We start from the raw sequence: 22,535 nt of genomic DNA, 5'->3' as shown, positions 1-22,535 counted from the left end.
TGGGGCATTGACCCGCTGGCATATGCCAGAAGCATGCCCCAGTCGCCGGGCCCGGTGTTCTGCCTGGTCACGCGGTGTAGTCAGAGCACCGCGCTGAGGAACTCCCGCGTGCGGTCCTGCTCCGGCTCGCTGAAGATCTTCTCGGGCGGGCCCGCCTCGATGACCCGGCCCGCGTCGAACATCAGTACCTGGTCGGAGATGTCCCGGGCGAAGTTCATCTCGTGGGTCACGCAGAGCATCGTGATGTCCGTGGAACGGGCGATGTCCCGCAGCACGTCGAGCACGCCCGCGACCAGCTCCGGGTCGAGCGCGCTGGTCACCTCGTCAAGGAGCAGCACCTGCGGCCGCATCGCCAGCGCCCGGGCGATCGCCACCCGCTGCTGCTGCCCGCCGGACAACTGCGCCGGGTGCGCGTCGCACTTGTCGGACAGGCCCACCATCTCCAGCAGGCCCTTGGCCCGCTCCACGGCCTCGTCCTTGGACATGCCGAGGACGGTGACCGGTGCCTCGGTGATGTTCCGCAGCACCGACATGTTCGGGAACAGGTTGAACTGCTGGAAGACCATCCCGATCTTCTTGCGGACCTCCCGGACCTCCTTGTCGGAGGCCGGGAACAGCTTCTGCCCGTCGACCGTGATCGTGCCCTCGTCGGGCTTGAGCAAGGTCATCAGCAGCCGCAGGATCGTGGTCTTGCCGGACCCGGACGGTCCGATCAGGGTGACGTGCTTGCCGGCGTCGACCGAGAAGTCCAGGTGGTCCAGGACGGTGTTGCTCCCGAACCGCTTGGTCACCTGCTCCAGCCGGATCAGCTCGCCGGTGCTCCTGGCGGGGTTCTTCTCGGGATTGGGGAGAGTGTCAGTGGGCAAGGCGTCGCTCCAGGGATCGCAGGAGAAGGGATGCCAGATAGGAAATGACGATGAAGGCCACTCCGATCACCGTGAGCGGCTCGGTGAACTGGAAGTGCTCCTGCGAGAACAGGCGCGCGTGACCGAGCATCTCCAGCACGGTGATCGCCATCAGCATCGGGGTGTCCTTGAGCATGGCGATGACGTAGTTGCCGAGCGCCGGGACGACCCGGCGCACCGCCTGCGGAAGGATCACCGCGGTCCATGTCCGGCGCAGCGGCAGGTTCAGCGCCGTCGCCGCCTCCCACTGGCCGACCGGCACGGCCTCGATACCGGCGCGGTAGACCTGCATCGTGTAGGTCGAGTAGTGCAGCCCGATCGCGAAGACGCCCGTGGCGAACGCCGAGAAGGTCAGGCCCCACTCGGGCAGCACGTAGTAGAGGAAGAACAGCTGCACCAGCAGCGGGGTGTTGCGGACGAACTCCGTGACGGCGCCGACCGGCCAGGTCACCCAGCGCGTCGGCAGCCGCATCAGCAGCGCCCACACCAGGCCCAGCACGAACGAGATCAGCGAGCCGATCACCAGGATCTGCAGGGTGACCAGCAGACCTTCCCAGAAGTCCGGCATGAAGTCGGAGACCGCGCTCCAGTCCCAGTTCATCGGACCCCCTCCACCACGACCGGCTCAGGCGCCCGGGTCTTGCTGTCGGGCTTCTTCCCGACACCGGTCTTGAGCTTCTTCTCCAGCCCGCGCATGACCCGGGTGAGCAGGAAGGCGATCACGAAGTAGATGAGCAGGATGTACGTGTAGATCTCCGCGCTCTCCTGGAGCGCCAGCCGCACCAGGTTGCCGCTGAACGCCAGGTCGCCCATGCCCATGACCGACACCAGGGCGGTGCCCTTGAGGAGTTCGATGAGCAGGTTGGAGAACGGCGGGATCATCTCCGGCACCGCCTGCGGCAGCAGGATCAGCCGCATCCGCTGCCAGGGCGTGAAGCTGAGGGCGATCCCGCCCTCCTTCTGCGCCGGGTCGACGGCGCTCAGCGCGCCGCGCACGATCTCCGAACCGTACGCCCCGTATGTCAGGCCGAGCGCCAGCGTGCCCGCCCACAGCGGCACCAGCTGCCAGCCGAAGGCCGGGGGCAGCACGAAGAACACCCAGAAGATCATCACCAGGGCCGAGGTCCCGCGGAACACCTCGGTGTAGAAGCCCGCCAGGAAGCGGACGATCCACAGCCGGTGGGTGCGCGCGACGCCGACCACGAAGGACACCGCAGCCGCCAGCAGCGCGCTGCACACGAGCAACTGGATGGTGACCCAGACGCCCTTGAGTACGAGTTCCCAGAGTCCCGAGGTCATCCGCCGCAGAGCTCCTTCGCGGTCAGATCCGTCATCTCGGCCTCGGTGAAACCGAACGGCTTGAGGATGCGGAAGAGTTCGCCGCTCTTCTTGAGCTTGCGCAGCTCGACGTTGAAGGCGTCGCGCAGCTTGGTCTCGGTCGGCCGGAACGCGAAGGCGCCCCCATCGACGTGCGGCTTGCCGCCCACGATCGGCTTGAAGGGCTCGGTGGCCTCCGTCTTGGCGGACTTCTTCACCACCTCGCGAACGGTGAGCGCCGTACCGGCGAACACGTCCACGCGGCCCGCCTCGACGGCGTTCAGCCCCGCCACCTGGTCCGGGACGATGAGGATGTCGCTCTCCTTGTACCCCGCCTCCACGGCGTACTGGATCTCGGCGTATCCGGTCCCGGTGGCGAACTTCGCCTTCTTCTCGACGACGTCCTTGTAGCTGCGCAGCCCCTTCGGGTTGCCCTTGCGGACGATGAACGCGTCGAGCATCTGGTAGTCGGGGTCGGAGAAGATGACCTGCTCGCAGCGCTCGGGGTTGACGTACATCCCGGCGGCGACGACGTCGAACTGCTGGGAGTTCAGGCCCGGGATGAGCGAGCCGAACTCGGTCGGCACGGGCTGCACCCGGTCGACGCCGAGACGCTTGAAGATCACCTTGGCCAGTTCCGGTGCCTCACCGGTCAGCTCGCCGTTCGTGTCGATGAACCCGAACGGGATCTCACCGGCGATGCCGAGGCGGACGACGCCCGCGGCCCGGAGCCGGTCGAGCAGGTCACCGCCCTCGGTGCTCGACGCCGTGGCCACACGACTGCATCCGGCGGCGCCCAGCGCGCCGAGCGCCGCGACCCCCGCGAGCAGCGACCGGCGTGTGGGCCTGGATACGGCCTGGGTTATGGGTTCCGGACTTCTCAGTGGGCTTCTCTGTGGTGGAGCCATGGGCGCGCGGCTACCCGACCGCACCCGGGTTATGCCGATCTTTTCAAGCCCCGCACGTCTCCCCGTGCGCCCTTGACCGCGGGGACGGCGGGCACTCCCATGGAGGCATGGCTGATCGATATATCGAAGTCTCGCTGGTCAAGCGCGACGTGACCTGCCGGGCCAAGCTCCTGGACGACCGCGCGCCGATCACCTGCGCGACCGTCTGGGACGCCCTTCCGCTGGCCGGCGACGTCTACCACGCGAAGTACGCACGCAATGAGATCTACGCCCTTTTCCCGCCTTTCGCCGAAACCGAGCCACCCCTGGAAAACCCGACAGTCACTCCCATTCCGGGTGACCTGTGCTATTTCGCCTTCGCGGGTACGGAGTTGGGGACGAAGTCCTACGGCTACGACCGCGAGGTCCGCGCCGGGACCACGCTCGTCGACCTGGCCCTGTTCTACGAGCGCAACAACCTGCTGCTGAACGGCGACGTGGGCTGGGTGCCCGGCATCGTCTGGGGCCAGATCGTCGAGGGCCTGGACACCATGGCCGAGGCGTGCAACGACCTGTGGCGGTCGGGCGCGGCGGGGGAGACGCTCAGCTTCCGGCGGGCCTGAGCCGGCCGGCGGACGCCACGCCGGCCTCGTACAGCGCGTGGGCCGCCCGCAGCACCAGATCGTCCCGGTGCCGGGCGGCCACGAGCTGGAGACCGATCGGCAGGCCGTCCCCGTCGGCGCCGACCGGCACGCTCGCCGCGGGCTGCTGCGTCATGTTGAACGGGTACGTGAACGGCGTCCAGCCCGTCCAGCGCCGGTGGCCGGATCCTTTCGGTACCTCGACGCCCGCCTCGAACGCCGTGATCGGCAGGGTCGGCGTGACGAGCAGGTCGTAGGAGTCGTGGAAGCGGCCCATCCGGCGCCCCAGGTCCATCCGGACGTCCACCGCGGCCAGGTAGTCCAGCGCCGAGTAGCGGGCGCCTTGTGTGCAGATCTCGCGCAGGCCCGGGTCCAGCAGTTCCCGCTGCTTCGGTCCGAGATGCTCGGTCACCCGGGCCGCCCCGCTGAACCACAGGGTGTGGAAGGCCTCCACCGGTTCGGTGAGGTCCGGGTCGGTCTCCGTGACAAAGGCGCCGAGCTCCGCCAGCCGCTGCACGGCGTGACGCACCGCCGACGCGACCTCCGGACGCACCGCCACCTGCCCGCCCAGCGACGGCGAGTACGCCACGCGCAGCCCGCGCACCCCGCCCGTCAGGCCGTCCGTGTACGCCCCTGGCGGCGGTGCGAGCGCCGACCAGTCACGCGAGTCCGGGTGCCCGATGACGTCCATCAGCAGCGCCGCGTCCGCCGCGTCCCGGGTCATCGGCCCGACGTGCGCCAGCGTGCCGAACGCGCTCGCCGGGTAGAGCGGCACCCGCCCGTACGTCGGCTTCAGCGCGAAGATCCCGCAGAACGACGCCGGGATGCGGACACTGCCGCCGCCGTCCGTGCCCAGCGACAGCGGTCCCGCGCCGAGCGCCACGGCCGCCGCGCTGCCGCCGCTGGACCCGCCGGCGGTGCGCGAGGGGTCGTACGGGTTGCGCGTCACCCCGCTCAGCGGCGAGTCCGTCACGCCCTTCCAGCCGTACTCGGGGGTCGTCGTCTTGCCGATGAAGACCGCCCCGTGCTCCCGCATGCGGGCCACGGACGGGGCGTCCTCGTCCCAGCGCCCCGCCGGATCCACGGCCTTCGAACCGCGCAGGGTCGGCGCGCCGCGCAGCAGCAGGATGTCCTTCACCGTGACCGGCACCCCGTCCAGCAGCCCCTGCGGCTCACCGCGCCGCCAGCGCTCCTCCGACTCCCGGGCCCGGGCCAGCGCGTCCTCGGCGGTCAGCCGGACGAAGGCGTTCACCTCCGGCTGGATCGCCTCGGCCCGCTCCAGGGCCGCGCGGGTCGCCTCCACGGGGCTCCACTCGCCCTTGCGGTAGCCGTCGAGGAGCCGTACGGCGGTCAGCTCGGTGAGCTCGGTCATGCACCCTCCAAGGAACGTCAGTGTCCGGGTACATACCCGCGCTGTTTGTCGACCACGTTCTCCAGCGGCTTTCCGGCGGCCCACAACTCGTACAGCTCAATGAACTGGGCGCCGAGCTCGTCCCGCCAGCCGACGATGTCGCCGCTCATGTGCGGGGACACGATCAGGCCCGGGACCCGCCACAGCGGGCTGTCGGGGGTCAGGGGCTCGGACTCGAAGACGTCCAGGGCGGCGCCCGCGATCCAGTGCTTGGCCAGGGCCTCGGCGAGCGCGTCCTCGACGACCAGCTGGCCGCGTCCGATGTTGACGAACCGGGCGGACGGCTGCATCACGCCGAAGCGGCGGGCGTCGAACATGCCGTGCGTCTGATCGGTGAGCGGCGCCGCCGCGATCACCCAGTCGGCGCGCGCCAGCAGCCGGTCCAGATCCTCCGGGCCGTGCACACCGGTGCGCGCGGCGCGGCCCACGAGGGCCGTCGTGATGTCCAGCGCCTCCAGCGTGCGGGCGATCGCCCGGCCGATCGGTCCGGTGCCGACGACGACGGCCCGGCTCCCGGCGACCTTCTGCGACTCGCGGTGCCGCCAGGTCCGCTCCCGTTGCAGCTGAAGCGTGCGCGGCAGGTCCTTGGCCATGGCCAGCACGAGCGCGGCGACGTACTCGGCGATCGGCTGGTCGAAGATGCCGCGCGCGTTCGTCACCACCGTGTCGGAGGCGGCGAGTTCCGGGCACATCAGATGGTCCACACCGGCGCTCGCCGTATGCACCCAGCGTGGCCGTGGACCCTCGCCGGGCCAGGCGTCCCGTACGGCGCGTGAGGTGAAATCCCACACCAGAAGTACATCCGCACGCGGGAGGCGTGCGGCGAGACCCTCCGCGTCGGTGTGTTCGATACGGGCGCGGCCGGTGAGGCTCCCGAGGCTGGGGAGGGGTTCGGCGTCCAGGACGAGCAGGGTGGGGGTGGGCATGAGCAGCCGTTTCTCCAGCCGTGCGGCGGGGGGCGGCCTGCCTTCGGGAGGCGGCCGGTGACGACGAGTTAACACGGTGTTGACCAGGGAATGATCCGGGCGGATTGACCACGCTCGCACCCGAACCTACCGTCGTCAACACGGGCGTTCCCACGATCCGTTGCACACTCGTTGCCCAGTGTGAGGCCGGTGCCCTGCCATGGACGTCTCATTTCTCGGCGGGCCCAGCCCGCAGCGCGGGGTCGGCGTCGTCGCCCCCTTCGACTTCGCTCTCGACCGCGAGCTGTGGCGGTGGGTGCCGGACGAGGTCTCCTTGCACATGACACGAACACCGTTCGTCCCCGTCGAGGTCAGCCTCGATCTCGCCCGCATGGTCAGCGAACACCAGACGCTGGGCGAGGCGGTCGGCACACTCAACGCGATCGCCCCCGAGGTCATCGCCTACGCCTGCACATCGGGCAGTTTCGTCGGCGGCGTCATGGGCGAGCGCGCGATGTGCGAGGCGATGAGCCGGGCGGGCGCCGTACCGGCGATCACCACCTCGGGCGGGCTGCTGGAAGCCCTGGTGGAGCTGGATGTACGGCGGGTGGCGCTGGTGACGCCGTACACGGTGTCGGTGACGCAGGCGCTGGAGGCCTATGTGGCCCAGGCGGGCGTCACGATCTCCGGCTGTGCCTTCATGGGCCTGACCCGGCACATCTGGAAGGTCACCTACCGGGAGGTCGTGGACATGGCGCGGCAGGCCGTACGCGACGACGCCGACGCCCTGTTCATCAGCTGCACCAACCTGCCCACCTACGACGTCATCCCCCAACTGGAGGCCGAGCTGCGCATCCCGGTGATCTCGGCCAACCAAGTGACGATGTGGGCGGCGCTGCGCCGACTGGGTACCCGTGCGGTGGGACCGTATCAAGCGCTGATCAATCCGGAGGCGCGTGCCGGTCTCGGATCGCCGGGGGCGAACGCCGGTCCCGTCGTGCCGGAAGAAGAGCAGCAGGAAGGCTGGACATGACAGCACTGGGATTTCTCTACCCGGGCCACTCGGCTGAGGACGACTATCCGCGCATCGAGCAGTTGCTGGGCAGCGACATCCGGGTGGACCTGGTGCACACCGACATCGGTGAGGACGCGCACCGGGTGGACGCGCTGCTGGAGATGGGCTCCGCCGGCCGGCTGGCGGCGGGCGTGCAGGAGCTGCGGCACGCCGGCGCGGACGCCGTGGTGTGGGCCTGCACCAGCGGCAGCTTCGTCTACGGCTGGGACGGCGCGCAGGAGCAGGTGCGCACCCTGGCGCAGACCGCCGGCATGCCGGCCTCCTCGACGTCCTTCGCGTTCGTGCACGCGGTACGGGAGCTGGGGGCGCGCCGGGTCGCCATCGGCGCGACGTACCCGGACGACGTGGCGCAGCTGTTCGCCGAGTTCCTGCGGGCGGACGGCGTCGAGGTCGTCTCGGTGAAGAGCTCCGGCATCATCACGGCAGCCGAGGTCGGCACGTGGGGCGAGGCGGAACTCCTGGCCATGGCCCGGCACTCCGACCACCCCGACGCCGATGCCCTCCTCCTGCCCGACACGGCCCTGCACACGGCGGCCCACATCTCGGCCCTGGAGAAGGACCTCGGCAAGCCGGTCCTCACCGCCAACCAGGTCACGGTCTGGGAGGCCCTCCGCCTGGCGGACCGCCGCGTGAACGCGCCGGAACTGGGGGCGCTGTTCACGAGGGAGCCGATCGTCCAGGCGTGAGCGCGCCGTCCTCGCCGCCTGCACGGCTTCACGTTCTCCGTTCGGGCGGCGGGGGCGGGGGATACGGCGGCGGGGGCGCGGAAGGCGGTTCCCGGCGGCGGCGACGGGACAGGGCGTACGGGAACACGAACCCCACGGCTCCCCCCGCGGCGCCGCCGACCAGCATGGCCAGCGGAAAGTCCCAGCTGATACCGGAGTCGAACAGCTCCTGCGGCCCTGCGACCACGCACCCGAAAAGACCCGCCGCGAACGCGCCGCGCCAACGGTCGCGCAGACCCGGCCCCTTCCTGCTCATGACGGCGCCCGTCCGGTCCTCGCGCGACGCCACCGAAGCACGCGCAGCACCACATAGGCGACAAGAGTGACCGAGAAGATCACGCCGACTGTCGCTCGAGCCACCAGCCAGGCGATTCCCCCCGGGTCCCAGACGGCCTCGACCAGATTCATGCCGACGGCAACGGCGAACGCCGCTTTGAGCCGGGTGGCCGCGGCCGCCACCCGGTACGCCGGGGGCGTGCCCTGCGCGGTCGGCTTCGTCTCGGGATCGTTCGCCATGGATTCCACCTCGGGTGAGCGAACTCGACCGCCTGCTCCCTCTGCCCTGCCCTCGAACACGCCTTCTATGTGGGCCGGAATCGGTCCCACCTCTTATTCGGTACGGACCGGGGCATAGGTGCTCCAACAGCCCGCCCCAACCTGAGGAATACTCAACTCCGCCGCACCAGACGCCGCTTGGGTTGTCCGAAAGCGCGTTCCCCTTCAGTTGTCCATCCCGGGCACACTGGCCACGTCCGCAGCCAGTCGTGCCGTGAAGGACTCCCCGATGGCCGAAACGGGCCCGTTCAGATCTTCTGTAAGCGCTGTCCAGCTGTCCGGGCGCCTGCTGTGCTGGAGCCTGGCGGCGGCGATGATCACCGCCGCGGTGGACGCCGTCCTCGATCCGCGGGCGGACTGGTGGGGTGCCGTGTGGTCCCTGCCCTGGTGGCTCGCCTGTGGAGCCGCCCTCGCGTGGATCGTGCTCCGCGTCCGCGAGAAGGCCGCCCGGCAGCCCCCGAACGGCGGGGCGCGGAGCGACTGGGAGCAGGCCGCCTGACCTGCGGCACCTCCCGGGAATAACCGGAGACAGTCCCCTGTTAGAGCCGGAACGACAGCACACGGCCCACAGCAGGAGGCACCCCACCGTGGCGGCAGACGAGATACGCGGCGCAGCGCAGGGCAGCGCCCCCGTCCCCCTCTCCGTACTGGACCTGGTCACCGTAGGGGCCGGCCGCACCGCCTCCGACGCGCTGCGCACCAGCGTCGACCTGGCCCGCCTCGCGGAGGCCCGCGGCTTCCACCGCTACTGGGTCGCCGAGCACCACTCCATGCCCGGTGTGGCCTCGTCGTCCCCGGCCGTGATCCTGGCCCACCTCGCCGCCCACACCGACCGCATCCGCCTCGGCTCGGGCGGTGTGATGCTGCCCAACCACGCCCCGCTCGTCATCGCCGAGCAGTTCGGGACGCTGGAGGCCATGGCCCCGGGCCGCATCGACCTCGGGCTCGGCCGCGCGCCGGGTACGGACGGTGCCACGGCCGCCGCCCTGCGCCGCACCGACCGGCTCAGCGAGGGCGCCGACGACTTCCCCCAGCAGCTCGCCGAGCTGACCCGGTTCCTCGACGACGACTTCCCCGACGGGCATCCCTACCGCCGTATCCACGCCGTACCGGGGCCGGTCCAGGCCACGTCCCCCGGCGGCGTCCAGTCCCCGCACCGCCCGCCGGTCTGGCTGCTCGGCTCGTCCGGCTTCAGTGCCCGCCTGGCCGGCGTCCTCGGACTGCCCTTCGCCTTCGCGCACCACTTCTCGGCGCAGAACACCGTCCCGGCCCTGGACCTGTACCGGGAGTCCTTCCAGCCGTCCGCCGTGCTCGACGAGCCCTACGCCCTCATCGGCGTCTCCGCGCTCGCCGCCGACGAGGAGCGGGAGGCCCGCCGCCAGGTCCTGGCCGCCGCGCTCAGCATGGTCCGGCTGCGCACCGGACGCCCCGGCCTCGTGCCCAGCCCCGAGGAGGCGGAGGCCTACGAGTTCAGCCCGATGGAGCGCGAGTTCGTCGACTCCTGGAACGCCAACGTCATCCACGGCACCCCGGACGAGGTCCGCTCCGGCCTGGACGACCTCGCCAAACGCACCGGCGCCGACGAGCTGATGATCACGGCCAACGCGCACGGCGGTGACGTACGCGTCCGCAGCTACGAACTGATCGCCGACGCCTACGGGTTGCCGACCCCCGCCTGAACACCCGGCGTGCCCAGCAGCTCGGAGATGCGGTCGGGCGGCACCGGACGGGAGTAGAGCCAGCCCTGTCCGGTGTCGCAGCCGATGCGCCGCAGCCGGGTCGCCTGGGCCGAGGTCTCCACGCATTCGGCCGTGACGGTCAGTCCGAGCCGGTGGGCGAGCTGGATCATCGCCTCGACCACGACCTCGTCGGCCGGGTTGGGGCGGGCGGCCGTGCTGTCCCGGTCGTCGTACTGGAAGCCGCGGACGAACGTGCCGTCCAGCTTCAGTACGGACACCGGCAGGCGGCTGAGGTAGGCCAGGTTCGAGTAGCCGGTGCCGAAGTCGTCGATGGCGATGCGCACGCCCATGTCGCTGAGGGCCTTCAGGGTCTGGAGCGGCCGGCCGGCCGAGCCCATCACCGCCGACTCGGTGAGCTCCAGCTGGAGCAGGTGCGGCGCGAGGCCCGTCTCGGCCAGGGTCTCCGCCACGTCCGCCACCAGGTCGGAGTCCCAGACCTGACGGACCGCCACGTTCACGCTCACGAAGATCGGCGGCTCGTCGGGGTGGTCCAGCTGCCAGCGACGGGCCTGTCCGCAGGCCGTGCGCAGCACCCAGCGGCCCAGCGGAACGATCGAACCGTCCTCCTCGGCAAGTCCGATGAACCGATTCGGCGTCAGTACGCCGAACTGAGGATGATTCCAGCGGATGAGCGCCTCGACCCCGTGCAGCCGGTCGTCCTCCATGCCGACCAGCGGCTGGTACTCCAGCCGGAACTCGCCCCGGTCGATGGCCGGCCGCAGCGTGGAGGCGAGGGCCTGGCGGGTCATCCGGTGGGCGTTGCGCTCCGGGTCGAACAGGGTCCAGCGGGACTTGCCGTCGGCCTTGGCCCAGTAGAGCGTGGTGTCCGCCGCCTGCATCAGGGCGGTGGCGGTCGTCCCGGCCGCGTGCCGCTCGACGACCCCGATCGACGCCGAGACCGACAGCCGCTGCCCGGAGATGTCGAACGGGCCCTGGACCGCCTCCAGCACCGACTCGGCCAGCTCGGCCAGTTGCTCGGTGCCGGTGGAGTCCTCGACGAGCAGCGCGAACTCGTCACCGCCGAGCCGGGCCACCAGCGGGATGCTGGTCCGGGAGTGGCCGGCCTCGTCCGCGCAGCGCGACAGGCGCTCGGCGACGGCGGCCAGCAGCCGGTCGCCCACGCGGTGGCCGAGGGTGTCGTTGATGGCCTTGAAGCCGTCCAGGTCCAGGTAGCACAGGCCGATCCGGCCCGTGCCGCTCTGCTCGTACGACTCCGCCTCCAGCGCGGCCGACAGCCGTTCGAAGAACAGGGTGCGGTTGGGCAGCCGGGTCACCGGGTCGTGCATCTGCAAGTGCCGCAGCCGGGCCTGGAGTTCGCGGCGGGAGCTGATGTCGGCGACGGTCAGCAGGACTGCCCGGTCCTCGGCGGGCAGCGGGGCGACCGTCACCTGCACCCACAGCGAGCGTCCGTCGGGGTGCTTGAGACGGCGCGTGCAGCGCAGCCGGGACTGCCGCCCGCGCAGCACCTCGCGGTACGCGTGCCAGGTGCGGGCGTCGGAGGTGAGGTCGACCAGATCGGCGGCGACGGACCCGGCCAGCTCGCCCGGGGCGCTGCCGAGCAGCGTGGCGAGTGAGTCGTTCGCGCTGACGACCATCCCCTCGCGGTCGACGACGGCCATGGCGAGTGGGGCGGCCGTGAAGACGGAGCGGTACGGCGCGGGCGCCGGGGGCTCGGTACGGGGAGACGTGTCGATCTCACTCTCTGTGACGACCGGCCGGTCGAGGTCTGCCGCGGGCGCCGGCCCTTCGGAGGTTCCGCTCACCGCTCGCTCCCGCATGTATTCGATCTCTGTTCGTGCAGGAAAGGTCAGGAAAGTGTGCCGATCATAGAGGCTGGCACCGGGGCCTTCCAGCCGGTGTCCAGTGTTCCCGACCAGTCCGCGCTTCTGCCAGATCGTTTCTGCTCACGCCTGGACGGCTTCTTCAGGCCCCCGACCAGTTGTGACGTTCCGTGAGTGTTTCCGGGGTGTCGGCTTCCGCGCTTTTTCGGCCTCTTCACCCGACTGGTGCAGGCAAACAGGACGCAGTACGACAAATCATCACAGGCTGGGTGCGGTGTCCCGCGAACCGTACCCGGAGGTACCCGTGCCGCGTCAGTTCCCGCGCGCCCGACTGCGCAGCACCGCGGCCGTGTTCACCACCATGTCGGCGCTCGCCGCGACCTCCCTCGGCACCGGCCCGTCGGCCGCCGAACCCGACTCGGTCGCGCCCTGCGCCCTCACCCGCACCGACGCCCACCACTCGGAGGGCCTGGACACCTGGAACGCCGCCTATCCGCGCCCGGCCCGGGCCCTGGACGCGGTCATGGTCTTCCTGTCCTTCCCGGACGCCCACCCGCTGACCACGCCGCAGGAGCTGACCGCCGACCACTTCCCGGCCACCACCCGTTTCTTCGAACGCGCCTCCTACGGGCGTTTCACCCTGCGCCCGCACTCGCTGGCGCACTGGATCCAGATGCCGCAGCCGTCCACGGCGTACGCCATACAGCGCGACTGGGGCGCCGAGCACCGGGCCGCGTACCTGCGGGACGCGCTCTCCGTGGCCGACCCGCGGGTCGACTTCTCCCGCTACGACGTCGTGTACTTCGTCGCCGACCCGGACGCGCCCGGAGTGGACTCCGATGCGACCAAGGTGGTCAACCTCACGAGTCCGATGCGGGCCGACGGCACCGACCTGCGCCGGGTCGTCATGGTGTTCGAGCAGCACCCGCCGGACCGGCTCGTTCTCGCCCATGAGACCGGGCACGTGTTCGACCTGCCCGACCTCTATCACCGGCCCGTGGACGGCAAGGGCGACTGGGACACGCACGTCGGCGACTGGGACCTGATGGGCAGCCAGTTCGGACTGGCCCCCGACCTGTTCGGCTGGCACAAGTGGAAGCTGGGCTGGCTGGAGCGGCGGCAGGTGCGGTGCGTGCAGGACGCCGGGCCCGCCCGGCTGACCCTGGAGCCGCTGGCGGCCGGGCCCGGGGTGCCGGTGGCGGGTGCGGCGGGGGCGCCCGCCTTCGGTCTCGGGCGGGGCACCAAGCTCGCGGTGATGCGTACCGGACGTGACAGCGTGCTCGCCTTCGAGGCGCGCGGGCCGGTGGGCAACGACGTGGCCGCCTGCCGGCAGGGAGTGCTCGTGTACCGGGTGCGGGGAGAGGCGCAGTCCGGGGGTGGTCCGATCGAGGTGATCGACGCCCATCCGGAAACCGAGGCCTGCTGGGAGGACTCGGTCTACCCGCCCCTCGCGGACGCGCCGATCGGCCCCGGGGAGAGCTTCACGGTGCCGGGGGAGGGGGTCCGGGTGGAGGTGGAGGGGCGTACGGCGTCCGGGGCCTGGACGGTGAAGATCACCGCGGGCCGCTGAAGGTGCCCGTCACGAGCACGCAGAAGGCCCCTCGCTCTCGCGAGGGGCCTTTGCCGTCTGTGCGCCGCCAGGGACTCGAACCCCGGACCCGCTGATTAAGAGTCAGCTGCTCTAACCAACTGAGCTAGCGGCGCCTGCTGACCGGATCAGTTTAGCGGACCTCGAAGGGTGCTCCGGACCGGGCCGCCGTGCCTCCGTCAGCGTGATCACTCGGAGACTCTGTGTGAGATGTTCACCCCGTGCCCATGAAATCTCCACTGTCTCGGATCTTTCTTCGCACAGAAGTATGACGGGCGACAGAGCACGAACCCGAATCGGCATCGAAAGGCACCAATCATGGGGGTCTCAATGCAGCACCGTTTCGAGTCCGTCGAAGAGCCCACCGCCCCGGCCGCGCACCGCTCCCGCCTGGTGATCGAGGACCTGGACGGCGGCTGGGCGCGGGGCGGCGTCGTGGCCGGCGTCTGCTGGGTCGCCGCGGTCGAGGCGGCCGGTTCCACGGCCCTCGGACAGCTCGCGGCATGACCGCTCACGGGGGGAAGCGGGCCGCTGTGGCGGCGGACGGCGAGAGACCGAGAGTCGGATTCAAACTCCACCTGCGTCCGGTCGTCGTCCCCGGGGAGGCCGCCTATCTGGTGTCGCGACACGGCGTGACCGCTCTGCGCGGCGAGCACGCCGAGGTCCTGGTGCCGCTGCTCGACGGAACGCGTGAGCTGGAGGACGTCCTGCGCGAAGCCGCCCGGGAACTCGACTCCGAGTCCGTCCTCAGTTCACTGAACGCCCTGACCACCGCCGGCCTGCTGCGTCTGCACCCCCGGGCCGTGCCATCCGTCGAGACGGGTGGCACGGCCCGTGCCGCGGAGGCCTACTGGGACCTGGCGGGCCTCGACGGAGCGGCGACCGCGACCCGGCTCGGGCGCGCGGCCCTGCGGCTGGTGGTGCTGGGCGGTGTCGACCCCGGGACGGTGCGGGACGCCTGCCGGGCCAACGGGGTCAACCTCGCCCCCGAGGGCGCGGACGCGGACCTCTCGCTCGTCCTGTGCGACGACTACCTGTCGCCGGAACTGCGCGAGGTCGACGCGGCCCACCGGGACCGGGGCAGGCCCTGGCTGCTCGCCCGGGTCTGCGGGGCCGAGCCCTGGGTCGGACCGTTCTTCCGGCCCGACGGCGGGTTCTGCTGGAACTGCCTGGCGACCCGGCTCACCGGGCACCGGCGCACCGAGGGCCCGCTGCGCCGCGCCCTCGGCATCGAGGGGCCCCTGGCCAGGCCCGTCGCCTCGCTCGCCGCGGGGCGGGCCATCGCCGTCGGCATGGCGGTCCTGGAGGCCGCCAAGTGGCTGGCCGGGGTCCGGAACGGCTCGCAGGGCGAGGTGCACACCTTCGACACGATCCGGATGCGGGCCTCGGCGCACCGGGTGGCCCGGCTGCCGCAGTGTTCCGTGTGCGGCGACCCCGGCATCGTGGCCGAGCGGGTCGCGCGGCCCTTCGTCCCCGAGTCGCGCCCCAAGGCGCCGTCCGCGACGGGCGGCGGGCACCGGGCGCTCACCTGCGAGCAGATGGTGGCCCGGCACGGCCACCTCGTCGACCCGGTGACCGGCATCATCAAGGAGATCCGGCCCGCCCCACGCTCCCCGGAGGGTCTCGACTCCTGCGTCTCCGGGCCCAACCTCGCCGTGGCCGCGCACACCCTCGCCGGACTGCGTGCCGGACTGCGGGCGCTCAGCGGAGGGAAGGGGCTGACCGAGACGGAGGCGCGGGTCAGTGCCCTGTGCGAGGCGGTGGAACGCTACAGCGGCACCCGGCACGGCGACGAGCCCGTCGTCCGCGACACCTACCGCGCGCTCGGGGACGAGGCCGTGCACCCGTACGCCTGCCAGCTGTACCACGAGCGGCAGTTCCGCGACCGGGAGCGCTGGAACGCCCGCCACTCCAGCTTCCAGTACGTGCCCGAGCCGTTCGACGAGAACCGGCCGACGGAGTGGACCCCCGTGTGGTCCCTGACTTCCGGCACCCGCCGGCTGCTGCCCACCTCGATGCTGTACTTCGCGCCGGGCGGCACGGCGCCGGACGGCCTGTACGCCGACTCCAACGGCAGCGCGGCGGGCAGCAGCCGGGAGGACGCCCTGGTTCAGGGCTTCCTGGAGGTCGTCGAGCGGGACGCGGTCGCCCTGTGGTGGTACAACCGCACCCGTCAGGCGGCGGTCGACGTCGACGCGTTCGCCGAGCCGTACGCCCAGCGGATCCGCGCGGTGTGCGGCCGGCTGGGCCGCGAGCTGTGGGTCCTCGACCTCACCTCGGACCTGGGGATCCCGGTGATGGCCGCACTGTCCCGGCGTACCGACAAGCCCGCCGAGGACGTGATCTTCGGGTTCGGTGCGCACTTCGACCCGCGGGTGGCGCTGCGCCGGGCCCTGACGGAGCTCGGCCAGCTGCTGCCGGCCGTGTGCCACGCGCGGCCGGACGGCACCGGGTACGCCCTCGCCGACCCCGAGCCGCTGAGCTGGTGGCGCAGCGCCACGCTCGCCAACCAGCCCTATCTGGCGCCGGATCCGCAGTGCCCGGCACGGACCCCGGCGACCTGGCCCTACGTGCCTCGCGCGGACCTCCTCGAGGACGTCACGGCCATCACCCGGCTGCTGCGCGACCGGGGCATGGACCTCCTGGTGCTCGACCAGACCAGGCCGGACTTGGAGGTTCCGGTCGTGAAGGTCGTGGTGCCGGGGATGCGTCACTTCTGGGCGCGGTTCGCCCCCGGGCGGCTCTACGACGTGCCCGTGGCGATGGGGCGGGTCGCCGCCCCGACGCCGTACGAGGAGCTCAACCCGGTGCCGCTCTTCGTCTGACCTCCCATTTCCCCCTGTAAGGCCTTCTTCCCGACGCACCACGAACAAGCGGCCTTTGAGCGGTCTCAGTGGTCCTTTGCATGATTGTCACGGCCTTCGCTTATCATCCCCAAAACCGCGCACGCAGTTGCGAGAAGAGGCCGCGAACGATGGACCATCAGGACCGGTTACACATCGCCGATCGCGGAGACGGGGACGATGGCGCGGCATCCCCGTCGACGCGCAGCCGGGACGTACCCGCTCCTCGGGTCGCCAGGATGATCCTCTGGGTGGCGCTCCTCAGCTTCACGCTGGTCACCACCCTCAACCTCCTGGACGTCGGCCTCTCGGAGAACGAGCTGTGGTTCGCGCTCGGCGCCCAGGCCGTGATCTCGGCACTGCAACTCAGACACTCCGCGCCCGGTGCCAACCGGGCGCCCCTGTGGAACCGGTGTCTCACGCTGGGCGTCCAGGCGCTGCTCACCTATCTGCCGCTGCTGGTCTTCCGCGCCGAATGGGGCTCGATGGCGGGCTTCCTGGCCGGCTCGGTGCTGCTCCTGCTGCCGCCGCGCATCGGCTGGTCCCTGTACGGCGTCACCGGGATCAGCCTGCTCGTGCCGTCCCTCATCGAGCACCGCTCGGTCCTCGACACCGTCTACCTGTGCCAGTCGACCATGCTGACCGGCCTGATCACCTTCGGCCTGTCGCGGCTGAGCGAGCTGGTCAAGGAAGTGCACGCCGCACGCGGCGAGCTGGCGCACATGGCGGTGACCGAGGAACGGCTGCGCTTCGCCCGTGACCTGCACGACCTGCTCGGCTTCAGCCTGTCCACGATCACGCTCAAGAGCGAGCTCATCCACCGCCTCATCCCCGGTCATCCGGAGCGGGCCATGGAGGAGATCGAGGACGTCCTGACGGTCGCGCGCGACTCCCTGGCCGATGTGCGCAGGGTGGCCCGTGGCTTTCAGGACATGTCCCTGGAACGGGAGATCAACTCGGCGCGGTCCGTGCTCGGCGCCGCCGACATCGGCGTGGACATCCGGGTGGACCTGGGCGAGGTCAGTCCGCGCTCCGATTCGGTCCTCGCCGCCGTCCTGAGGGAGGCCGTGACGAACGTGCTGCGGCACAGCCTGGCCGGACACTGCGCCATCGAGGCGGTACGCATGGGAGAAAGGGTTCGCCTGACGGTCGTCAACGACGGTGTCCAGGCGGGGTACAGCGACCCCTCTCCGGACGGCGGAAGCGGCCTGTCGAACCTGGAGGCCAGAGTGCGGGCCATCGGCGGCACGGTACGGGCCGGTCGCCTCGACGACCGCACCTTCCGCCTCGTCGCCGAGGTTTGCGCACAGCCCGGGAACGCCCAAATACCGGTAGGTGAAGGGGAGTTGAAGGTCGAGGAATCGGCTGCATAGCCGAATGTCACCCCTCCCGTTGGTAGGATCCGGACACATTCGCTGTTACGGGGGGGCCGTGATTCGGATACTGCTGGCCGAGGACATGAACATGGTTCGCGGCGCACTCGTCGCGCTGCTCAACCTCGAATCCGATCTGGACGTCGTGGCGGAGGTGGAACGGGGCGACGAGATCGTCGACATGGCGCTCAAGTGCCGGCCTGACGTGGCCATCATCGACATCGACCTGCCGGGCCTCGACGGCCTGACGGCGGCCGCGCGGCTGCGTGAACGGCTGCCGGAGTGCCGCACGCTCATCCTCACCAGCCTCGGCCGCCCCGGCACCCTGCGCCGGGCGCTGTCCGCCCAGGTGTCCGGGTACCTGCTGAAGGACGCGCCGCCCAAGCAACTGGCGGAGGCGGTACGGCGGGTCGCGGCCGGGCAGCGGGCCATCGACCCGCAGCTCGCGGTGGCCGCCTGGGGCGGGGCCGAGAACCCGCTCACCGAGCGCGAGAACGAAGTGCTCAAACTCGCCGCCGAGGGAGCCGAGGCGCCCGAGATCGCCAGACTGCTGCACCTGACGACCGGCACGGTCCGCAACTATCTGACGGCCGTCGTCGCGAAGCTCAACGCGCGTAATCGGGTCGACGCGATACGCATCGCACGGGAGTCGGGCTGGCTGCTGTGAGGGCCCGGGCGCGGCCACCGGCCGGCGGTCACAGCCGCGCGTCGTCGTCCTTCTGGTCGTCCACCGGCTCCGCCATGCCCGCCGCCGCCAGGTAGCGCAGGATGCCGTCGGTCACCTCGGGGTGCAGCGGCAGGGCCTGGGAGGCCGCGTCCGGGGTGACCGGCCAGGCCAGCATCGCGACGACCCACACCGCCTCCGGCCGGTGCAGCACCACCCGGTGCAGCGAGGCCGCCGACTCCAGGGCGACGCCTTGGTCCTCCAGCGTCACCTTGACGTCCCGGGGCAGCCGCAACTCGTCCGCCGCGGACAACTCCTCGGGCGAGAACGTCGCCTGACGGGACTCGGGGGAGACCGACAGCAGGGGGCCCTTGAGATCGTCCAGGGCCAGCGTGCGTACGGTCATGTGGGAGATCCGGCTGAGCGTCGGCAGCAGCACCAGGCAGACGCTGCCCTCACCGTCACCGGGGCCGACGTTCGCGGGCAGCATCGGGCCGAGCTCCATCCGCCGCAGCGCCTCACGCACGATCGGATCCGGGTCGGACAGCCGCTCCGAGCCAAAACGGCCGGTGAGCACCACCTCGTCCCCGGTGGCCCGCACGATGACGTCCTCGCTCAGCGACCACAGGTGGAGCGGCTGCCTACCGATGGGTTGCGGCATGGCGGGCATCCCTTCCCTGCATGGACACCCGAGTATCCGCGAGCGAAAACGCCGCCGACACCGATGAGTTCATGGCTCACACATGAAGATCTCATACCGCCTTCACCGCCTCGCTTTGGCCGGTCACAAGGGGCGCTTCCTACCGTTCAGCGACAGCCAGCCCGCTGCGTTTGTCCAGGAAAGGGGGCGGCCGGTGGCCGTTCATACAGCGGAGAGCAACGAGGCCCGGCGCAAGGACGTGCGCCGTGTGGACCGGGTGATCATCAGGTTCGCGGGGGACTCGGGTGACGGTATGCAGCTCACCGGTGACCGTTTCACCTCGGAGACCGCGTCGTTCGGCAACGACCTGTCGACGCTGCCGAACTTCCCGGCCGAGATCCGCGCGCCCGCCGGGACCCTGCCGGGTGTGTCGTCGTTCCAGCTGCACTTCGCGGACCATGACATCCTCACGCCCGGTGACGCGCCGAACGTGCTGGTGGCGATGAACCCGGCCGCGCTGAAGGCGAACATCGGCGACCTGCCGCGCGGGGCGGAGGTGATCGTCAACACGGACGAGTTCACCAAGCGGGCGATGCAGAAGGTCGGCTACGACACCAGTCCGCTGGAGGACGGGTCACTGGACGGCTTCCGCCTGCATCCGGTGCCGCTGACGACGCTGACGGTTCAGGCGCTGAAGGAGTTCGACCTGTCCCGCAAGGAGGCCGAGCGCAGCAAGAACATGTTCGCGCTGGGCCTGCTGAGCTGGATGTACCACCGGCCCACCGAGGGCACGGAGAGATTCCTCCGCTCGAAGTTCGCGAAGAAACCCGACATCGCGGCGGCCAACATCGCCGCATTCCGTGCCGGCTGGAACTTCGGCGAGACCACCGAGGACTTCGCCGTCTCCTACGAGGTCGCCCCGGCGGCCACCGCGTTCCCGCCCGGTATCTACCGCAACATCTCCGGCAATCTGGCGCTGTCCTACGGCCTGATCGCCGCGTCCCGGCAGGCGGATCTGCCGCTGTACCTGGGCTCGTACCCGATCACGCCGGCGTCGGACATCCTGCACGAGCTGTCCAAGCACAAGAATTTCGGGGTGCGGACCTTCCAGGCCGAGGACGAGATCGCCGGGATCGGGGCGGCTCTGGGGGCGGCCTTCGGCGGTTCGCTGGCCGTGACGACGACCTCCGGGCCGGGTGTGGCGCTGAAGTCGGAGACCATCGGTCTGGCGGTGTCGCTGGAGCTGCCGTTGCTGGTGGTGGACATCCAGCGTGGTGGCCCGTCGACCGGTCTGCCCACCAAGACCGAGCAGGCCGACCTGTTGCAAGCGATGTTCGGGCGTAACGGTGAGGCGCCGGTGCCGATCGTCGCGCCCCGTACGCCGGCGGACTGCTTCGAGGCGGCGCTGGAGGCGGCGCGGATCGCGCTGACCTACCGGACCCCGGTGTTCCTCCTCTCCGACGGTTACCTGGCCAACGGCTCCGAGCCGTGGCGCATCCCGGATCTGGAGGAGCTGCCGGATCTGCGGGTGCAGTTCGCGCAAGGCCCCAACCACACCCTCGACGACGGCACGGAGGTGTTCTGGCCGTACAAGCGCGACCCGCAGACGTTGGCGCGGCCGTGGGCGATCCCGGGCACGCCGGGTCTGGAGCACCGGATCGGGGGCATCGAGAAGGAGGACGGCACGGGCAACATCTCCTACGCCCCGGCCAACCACGACTTCATGGTGCGCACCCGGCAGGCGAAGGTGGACGGCATCGAGGTTCCCGACCTCGACGTGGACGACCCGCACGAGGCGAACCTGCTGGTGCTGGGGTGGGGATCGACGTACGGGCCGATCACGGCCGCGGTGCGGCGGCTGCGCCGGGCCGGGGAGTCGATCGCGCAGGCCCACCTGCGCCACCTCAACCCCTTCCCGAAGAACCTCGGGGACGTACTGCGCTCCTACGAGCAGGTACTGATCCCGGAGATGAACCTCGGGCAGCTCGCCACCCTCGTCCGGGCGAAGTACCTGGTCGACGCCCACTCCTACACCCAGGTCAACGGCATGCCGTTCAAGGCCGAACAGCTCGCCACGGCTCTCAAGGAGGCCCTCCATGCCCGTTGAGGCACTGTCCCTCGTCCCGAAGAGCGAAGTCGCCCAGAACGCCAAGGACTTCAAGTCGGACCAAGAGGTGCGCTGGTGCCCCGGCTGCGGTGACTACGCCATCCTCGCCGCGGTGCAGGGCTTCATGCCCGAGCTGGGACTGGCGAAGGAGAACATCGTCTTCGTCTCGGGCATCGGCTGCTCCTCCCGCTTCCCGTACTACATGAACACCTACGGGATGCACTCCATCCACGGCCGCGCCCCCGCCATCGCCACCGGCCTCGCCTCCTCGCGCCGCGACCTGTCGGTGTGGGTCGTCACGGGTGACGGCGACGCGCTGTCCATCGGCGGCAACCACCTCATCCACGCCCTGCGCCGCAACGTCAACCTCAAGATCCTGCTGTTCAACAACCGGATCTACGGCCTGACCAAGGGCCAGTACTCCCCGACCTCCGAAGTCGGCAAGATCACCAAATCGACGCCGATGGGCTCGCTGGACGCGCCCTTCAACCCCGTCTCCCTGGCGATCGGCGCGGGTGCCTCGTTCGTCGCACGGACCGTCGACTCCGACCGGGCACACCTCACCGGCGTACTGCGTCAGGCCGCCGCCCATCCGGGCACCGCGCTGGTGGAGATCTACCAGAACTGCAACATCTTCAACGACGGCGCCTTCGCGGCTCTCAAGGACAAGCAGCAGGCCCAGGAGGCCGTGATCCGGCTGGAGCACGGCAAGCCGATCCGCCTCGGCGCGGACGGTGCCCAGGGCGTCGTACGGGATCCGCGGACCGGAGACCTGGACGTCGTCGCCGTCACCGAGGAGAACCAGTCGCGGATCCTGGTGCACGACGCGCACTCCGCGTCCCCGACGACCGCCTTCGCGCTGTCCCGCCTCGCCGACCCGGACACCCTGCACCACACCCCGATCGGTGTCTTCCGCGACATCGAACGGCCGGTCTACGACGTCCTCATGGCCGACCAGCTGGAGACCGCGATCGAGCGGTACGGCAAGGGCGACATGGGCGTACTGCTGACCGGCACCGACACCTGGACCGTGGAGCGTTCCTCATGACCTACGTCATCGCCCAGCCCTGCGTGGACCTCAAGGACAAGGCCTGCGTCGACGAGTGCCCCGTCGACTGCATCTACGAGGGCCCCCGCAAGATGTACATCAACCCCGACGAGTGCGTGGACTGCGGCGCCTGCGAGCCGGTCTGCCCGGTCGAGGCGATCTTCTACGAGGACGCGCTGCCGGCGGAGTGGGCGGGGTACGGGAACGCCGACCGGGAGATCTTCGCGCCGGCCGGGGTGTCGGGGGGCGGGAGCGCGGCAGGGGTGATGGCGGCGGACCACCCGGTCGTCGAGGCGGAGCCCGTGAAGACGACTTAGGGGGTGTCCGCATA

Annotated in this window: 23 protein-coding genes and 1 tRNA gene; 13 read left to right on the top strand and 11 right to left on the bottom strand. The window is 70.6% G+C overall.

Translation table 11 applies throughout. From position 1 onward, the window contains the following. Nucleotides 1–80: 80 nt before the first annotated feature. From ehuA to ehuB, 4 genes are read right to left on the bottom strand one after another with little or no spacing between them, the layout of a single operon-like run. Nucleotides 81–866, bottom strand: coding sequence for an ectoine/hydroxyectoine ABC transporter ATP-binding protein EhuA (gene ehuA, locus QC385_RS40155; RefSeq protein WP_279546356.1), 786 nt, complete (start codon nt 864–866; stop codon nt 81–83). Then, nucleotides 856–1,506 carry an ectoine/hydroxyectoine ABC transporter permease subunit EhuD gene (gene ehuD / locus QC385_RS40150; protein WP_279546355.1) on the bottom strand — a complete coding sequence of 217 codons (651 nt, stop codon included), beginning with the start codon at nt 1,504–1,506 and terminating at the stop codon, nt 856–858. Before ehuD ends, ehuA begins: the two co-directional genes overlap by 11 nt. After that, entirely contained in the window at nt 1,503–2,204 is a 702-nt protein-coding gene (ehuC, locus tag QC385_RS40145) for an ectoine/hydroxyectoine ABC transporter permease subunit EhuC (RefSeq protein WP_279546353.1), read from the bottom strand. Before ehuC ends, ehuD begins: the two co-directional genes overlap by 4 nt. Then, entirely contained in the window at nt 2,201–3,130 is a 930-nt protein-coding gene (ehuB, locus tag QC385_RS40140; RefSeq protein ID WP_279546352.1) for an ectoine/hydroxyectoine ABC transporter substrate-binding protein EhuB, read from the bottom strand. Before ehuB ends, ehuC begins: the two co-directional genes overlap by 4 nt. A 107-nt stretch (nt 3,131–3,237) precedes the next feature. On the opposite strand from ehuB, the gene QC385_RS40135 reads away from it, so the two are divergent. Beyond that, nucleotides 3,238–3,732, top strand: coding sequence for a DUF3830 family protein (locus QC385_RS40135; RefSeq protein WP_279546350.1), 495 nt, complete (start codon nt 3,238–3,240; stop codon nt 3,730–3,732). Here the strand turns inward: QC385_RS40135 and QC385_RS40130 are convergent. Together QC385_RS40130 and QC385_RS40125 are read right to left on the bottom strand one after the other, a co-directional pair. After that, nucleotides 3,713–5,122 (bottom strand): amidase, encoded by a 1,410-nt coding sequence (locus QC385_RS40130; RefSeq protein ID WP_279546349.1) that lies wholly within the window; start codon nt 5,120–5,122, stop codon nt 3,713–3,715. The two genes, QC385_RS40135 and QC385_RS40130, sit on opposite strands and share 20 nt — an antisense overlap. A 17-nt stretch (nt 5,123–5,139) precedes the next feature. Beyond that, entirely contained in the window at nt 5,140–6,087 is a 948-nt protein-coding gene (locus tag QC385_RS40125; protein WP_279546348.1) for a D-2-hydroxyacid dehydrogenase, read from the bottom strand. A 199-nt stretch (nt 6,088–6,286) separates the two neighbouring features. On the opposite strand from QC385_RS40125, the gene QC385_RS40120 reads away from it, so the two are divergent. Both QC385_RS40120 and QC385_RS40115 read left to right on the top strand, forming a co-directional pair. Beyond that, nucleotides 6,287–7,099 carry a maleate cis-trans isomerase family protein gene (locus QC385_RS40120; protein ID WP_279546346.1) on the top strand — a complete coding sequence of 271 codons (813 nt, stop codon included), beginning with the start codon at nt 6,287–6,289 and terminating at the stop codon, nt 7,097–7,099. After that, nucleotides 7,096–7,827, top strand: coding sequence for a maleate cis-trans isomerase family protein (locus QC385_RS40115; RefSeq protein ID WP_279546345.1), 732 nt, complete (start codon nt 7,096–7,098; stop codon nt 7,825–7,827). The genes QC385_RS40120 and QC385_RS40115 overlap by 4 nt, the downstream gene beginning before the upstream one ends. 28 nt (nt 7,828–7,855) lie before the next feature. Here QC385_RS40115 and QC385_RS40110 read toward each other — a convergent pair whose 3' ends face one another. Further along, on the bottom strand, nt 7,856–8,122 hold the full coding sequence (locus QC385_RS40110) for a hypothetical protein (protein ID WP_279546344.1): 267 nt from the start codon (nt 8,120–8,122) through the stop codon (nt 7,856–7,858). After that, a complete protein-coding gene (locus QC385_RS40105; protein WP_279546343.1) occupies nt 8,119–8,382 on the bottom strand; it encodes a hypothetical protein in 264 nt (87 codons plus the stop codon). Before QC385_RS40105 ends, QC385_RS40110 begins: the two co-directional genes overlap by 4 nt. A gap of 268 nt (nt 8,383–8,650) precedes the next feature. Between QC385_RS40105 and QC385_RS40100 the strand changes: the two genes are divergently transcribed. Beyond that, on the top strand, nt 8,651–8,920 hold the full coding sequence (locus QC385_RS40100) for a hypothetical protein (protein ID WP_279546342.1): 270 nt from the start codon (nt 8,651–8,653) through the stop codon (nt 8,918–8,920). Between the two features lie 88 nt (nt 8,921–9,008). Further along, nucleotides 9,009–10,100 carry an LLM class flavin-dependent oxidoreductase gene (locus QC385_RS40095; protein ID WP_279546341.1) on the top strand — a complete coding sequence of 364 codons (1,092 nt, stop codon included), beginning with the start codon at nt 9,009–9,011 and terminating at the stop codon, nt 10,098–10,100. On the opposite strand, the gene QC385_RS40090 is transcribed toward QC385_RS40095, so the two are convergent. Beyond that, nucleotides 10,076–11,938 carry a putative bifunctional diguanylate cyclase/phosphodiesterase gene (locus QC385_RS40090; RefSeq protein ID WP_279546340.1) on the bottom strand — a complete coding sequence of 621 codons (1,863 nt, stop codon included), beginning with the start codon at nt 11,936–11,938 and terminating at the stop codon, nt 10,076–10,078. The genes QC385_RS40095 and QC385_RS40090 overlap by 25 nt on opposite strands. A 277-nt stretch (nt 11,939–12,215) precedes the next feature. Between QC385_RS40090 and QC385_RS40085 the strand changes: the two genes are divergently transcribed. Further along, nucleotides 12,216–13,511, top strand: a complete 1,296-nt coding sequence (locus QC385_RS40085; RefSeq protein ID WP_279546339.1) for a M6 family metalloprotease domain-containing protein — start codon at nt 12,216–12,218, stop codon at nt 13,509–13,511. 60 nt (nt 13,512–13,571) lie between these two features. Here the strand turns inward: QC385_RS40085 and QC385_RS40080 are convergent. Beyond that, nucleotides 13,572–13,645 (bottom strand) — tRNA-Lys (locus tag QC385_RS40080). Between the two features lie 214 nt (nt 13,646–13,859). Here QC385_RS40080 and QC385_RS40075 point away from each other — a divergent pair. From QC385_RS40075 to QC385_RS40060, 4 genes are all read left to right on the top strand, one after another. Continuing rightward, nucleotides 13,860–14,036, top strand: a complete 177-nt coding sequence (locus tag QC385_RS40075) for a hypothetical protein (protein WP_279546338.1) — start codon at nt 13,860–13,862, stop codon at nt 14,034–14,036. After that, a complete protein-coding gene (locus QC385_RS40070) occupies nt 14,033–16,354 on the top strand; it encodes a TOMM precursor leader peptide-binding protein (protein WP_279546337.1) in 2,322 nt (773 codons plus the stop codon). Before QC385_RS40075 ends, QC385_RS40070 begins: the two co-directional genes overlap by 4 nt. Before the next feature lie 269 nt (nt 16,355–16,623). Next, nucleotides 16,624–17,745, top strand: a complete 1,122-nt coding sequence (locus tag QC385_RS40065) for a sensor histidine kinase (RefSeq protein WP_279546336.1) — start codon at nt 16,624–16,626, stop codon at nt 17,743–17,745. A gap of 58 nt (nt 17,746–17,803) precedes the next feature. Beyond that, on the top strand, nt 17,804–18,412 hold the full coding sequence (locus QC385_RS40060; protein WP_279546335.1) for a response regulator transcription factor: 609 nt from the start codon (nt 17,804–17,806) through the stop codon (nt 18,410–18,412). Nucleotides 18,413–18,440: 28 nt separating this feature from the next. Here QC385_RS40060 and QC385_RS40055 read toward each other — a convergent pair whose 3' ends face one another. Next, nucleotides 18,441–19,070, bottom strand: coding sequence for an NADH oxidase (locus QC385_RS40055; protein ID WP_279546334.1), 630 nt, complete (start codon nt 19,068–19,070; stop codon nt 18,441–18,443). Nucleotides 19,071–19,263: 193 nt separating this feature from the next. On the opposite strand from QC385_RS40055, the gene QC385_RS40050 reads away from it, so the two are divergent. The 3 genes from QC385_RS40050 to fdxA are packed head-to-tail and all read left to right on the top strand — an operon-like array spanning nt 19,264 to nt 22,521. Beyond that, the gene (locus QC385_RS40050; RefSeq protein WP_279546333.1) at nt 19,264–21,156 is read left to right on the top strand and encodes a 2-oxoacid:acceptor oxidoreductase subunit alpha; all 1,893 of its coding nucleotides are present in this window, start codon (nt 19,264–19,266) and stop codon (nt 21,154–21,156) included. Continuing rightward, nucleotides 21,146–22,204, top strand: coding sequence for a 2-oxoacid:ferredoxin oxidoreductase subunit beta (locus QC385_RS40045; protein WP_279546332.1), 1,059 nt, complete (start codon nt 21,146–21,148; stop codon nt 22,202–22,204). Before QC385_RS40050 ends, QC385_RS40045 begins: the two co-directional genes overlap by 11 nt. Further along, a complete protein-coding gene (gene fdxA, locus QC385_RS40040) occupies nt 22,201–22,521 on the top strand; it encodes a ferredoxin (protein ID WP_279546331.1) in 321 nt (106 codons plus the stop codon). Before QC385_RS40045 ends, fdxA begins: the two co-directional genes overlap by 4 nt. Nucleotides 22,522–22,535: the final 14 nt, after the last annotated feature.

The sequence above is a fragment of the Streptomyces sp. DH10 genome, assembly GCF_029813805.1.
Classification (GTDB): Bacteria; Actinomycetota; Actinomycetes; order Streptomycetales; family Streptomycetaceae; genus Streptomyces; species Streptomyces coeruleofuscus.
Note: the sequence above shows the minus strand (reverse complement) of the source record. Positions and strands in the feature narration are given on the sequence as shown.

Excerpts from the sequence above, each read along its gene's own strand:
- QC385_RS40045 (WP_279546332.1), top strand. The coding sequence starts at position 21,146 with ATGCCCGTTGAGGCACTGTCCCTCGTCCCGAAGAGCGAAGTCGCCCAG.
- ehuC (WP_279546353.1), bottom strand. The coding sequence starts at position 2,204 with ATGACCTCGGGACTCTGGGAACTCGTACTCAAGGGCGTCTGGGTCACC.
- QC385_RS40110 (WP_279546344.1), bottom strand. The coding sequence starts at position 8,122 with ATGAGCAGGAAGGGGCCGGGTCTGCGCGACCGTTGGCGCGGCGCGTTC.
- QC385_RS40135 (WP_279546350.1), top strand. The coding sequence starts at position 3,238 with ATGGCTGATCGATATATCGAAGTCTCGCTGGTCAAGCGCGACGTGACC.
- QC385_RS40115 (WP_279546345.1), top strand. The coding sequence starts at position 7,096 with ATGACAGCACTGGGATTTCTCTACCCGGGCCACTCGGCTGAGGACGAC.
- QC385_RS40055 (WP_279546334.1), bottom strand. The coding sequence starts at position 19,070 with ATGCCGCAACCCATCGGTAGGCAGCCGCTCCACCTGTGGTCGCTGAGC.
- QC385_RS40100 (WP_279546342.1), top strand. The coding sequence starts at position 8,651 with ATGGCCGAAACGGGCCCGTTCAGATCTTCTGTAAGCGCTGTCCAGCTG.
- QC385_RS40130 (WP_279546349.1), bottom strand. The coding sequence starts at position 5,122 with ATGACCGAGCTCACCGAGCTGACCGCCGTACGGCTCCTCGACGGCTAC.
- QC385_RS40120 (WP_279546346.1), top strand. The coding sequence starts at position 6,287 with ATGGACGTCTCATTTCTCGGCGGGCCCAGCCCGCAGCGCGGGGTCGGC.
- QC385_RS40105 (WP_279546343.1), bottom strand. The coding sequence starts at position 8,382 with ATGGCGAACGATCCCGAGACGAAGCCGACCGCGCAGGGCACGCCCCCG.
- QC385_RS40090 (WP_279546340.1), bottom strand. The coding sequence starts at position 11,938 with ATGCGGGAGCGAGCGGTGAGCGGAACCTCCGAAGGGCCGGCGCCCGCG.
- QC385_RS40125 (WP_279546348.1), bottom strand. The coding sequence starts at position 6,087 with ATGCCCACCCCCACCCTGCTCGTCCTGGACGCCGAACCCCTCCCCAGC.
- fdxA (WP_279546331.1), top strand. The coding sequence starts at position 22,201 with ATGACCTACGTCATCGCCCAGCCCTGCGTGGACCTCAAGGACAAGGCC.
- ehuD (WP_279546355.1), bottom strand. The coding sequence starts at position 1,506 with ATGAACTGGGACTGGAGCGCGGTCTCCGACTTCATGCCGGACTTCTGG.
- ehuB (WP_279546352.1), bottom strand. The coding sequence starts at position 3,130 with ATGGCTCCACCACAGAGAAGCCCACTGAGAAGTCCGGAACCCATAACC.
- QC385_RS40070 (WP_279546337.1), top strand. The coding sequence starts at position 14,033 with ATGACCGCTCACGGGGGGAAGCGGGCCGCTGTGGCGGCGGACGGCGAG.
- QC385_RS40075 (WP_279546338.1), top strand. The coding sequence starts at position 13,860 with ATGCAGCACCGTTTCGAGTCCGTCGAAGAGCCCACCGCCCCGGCCGCG.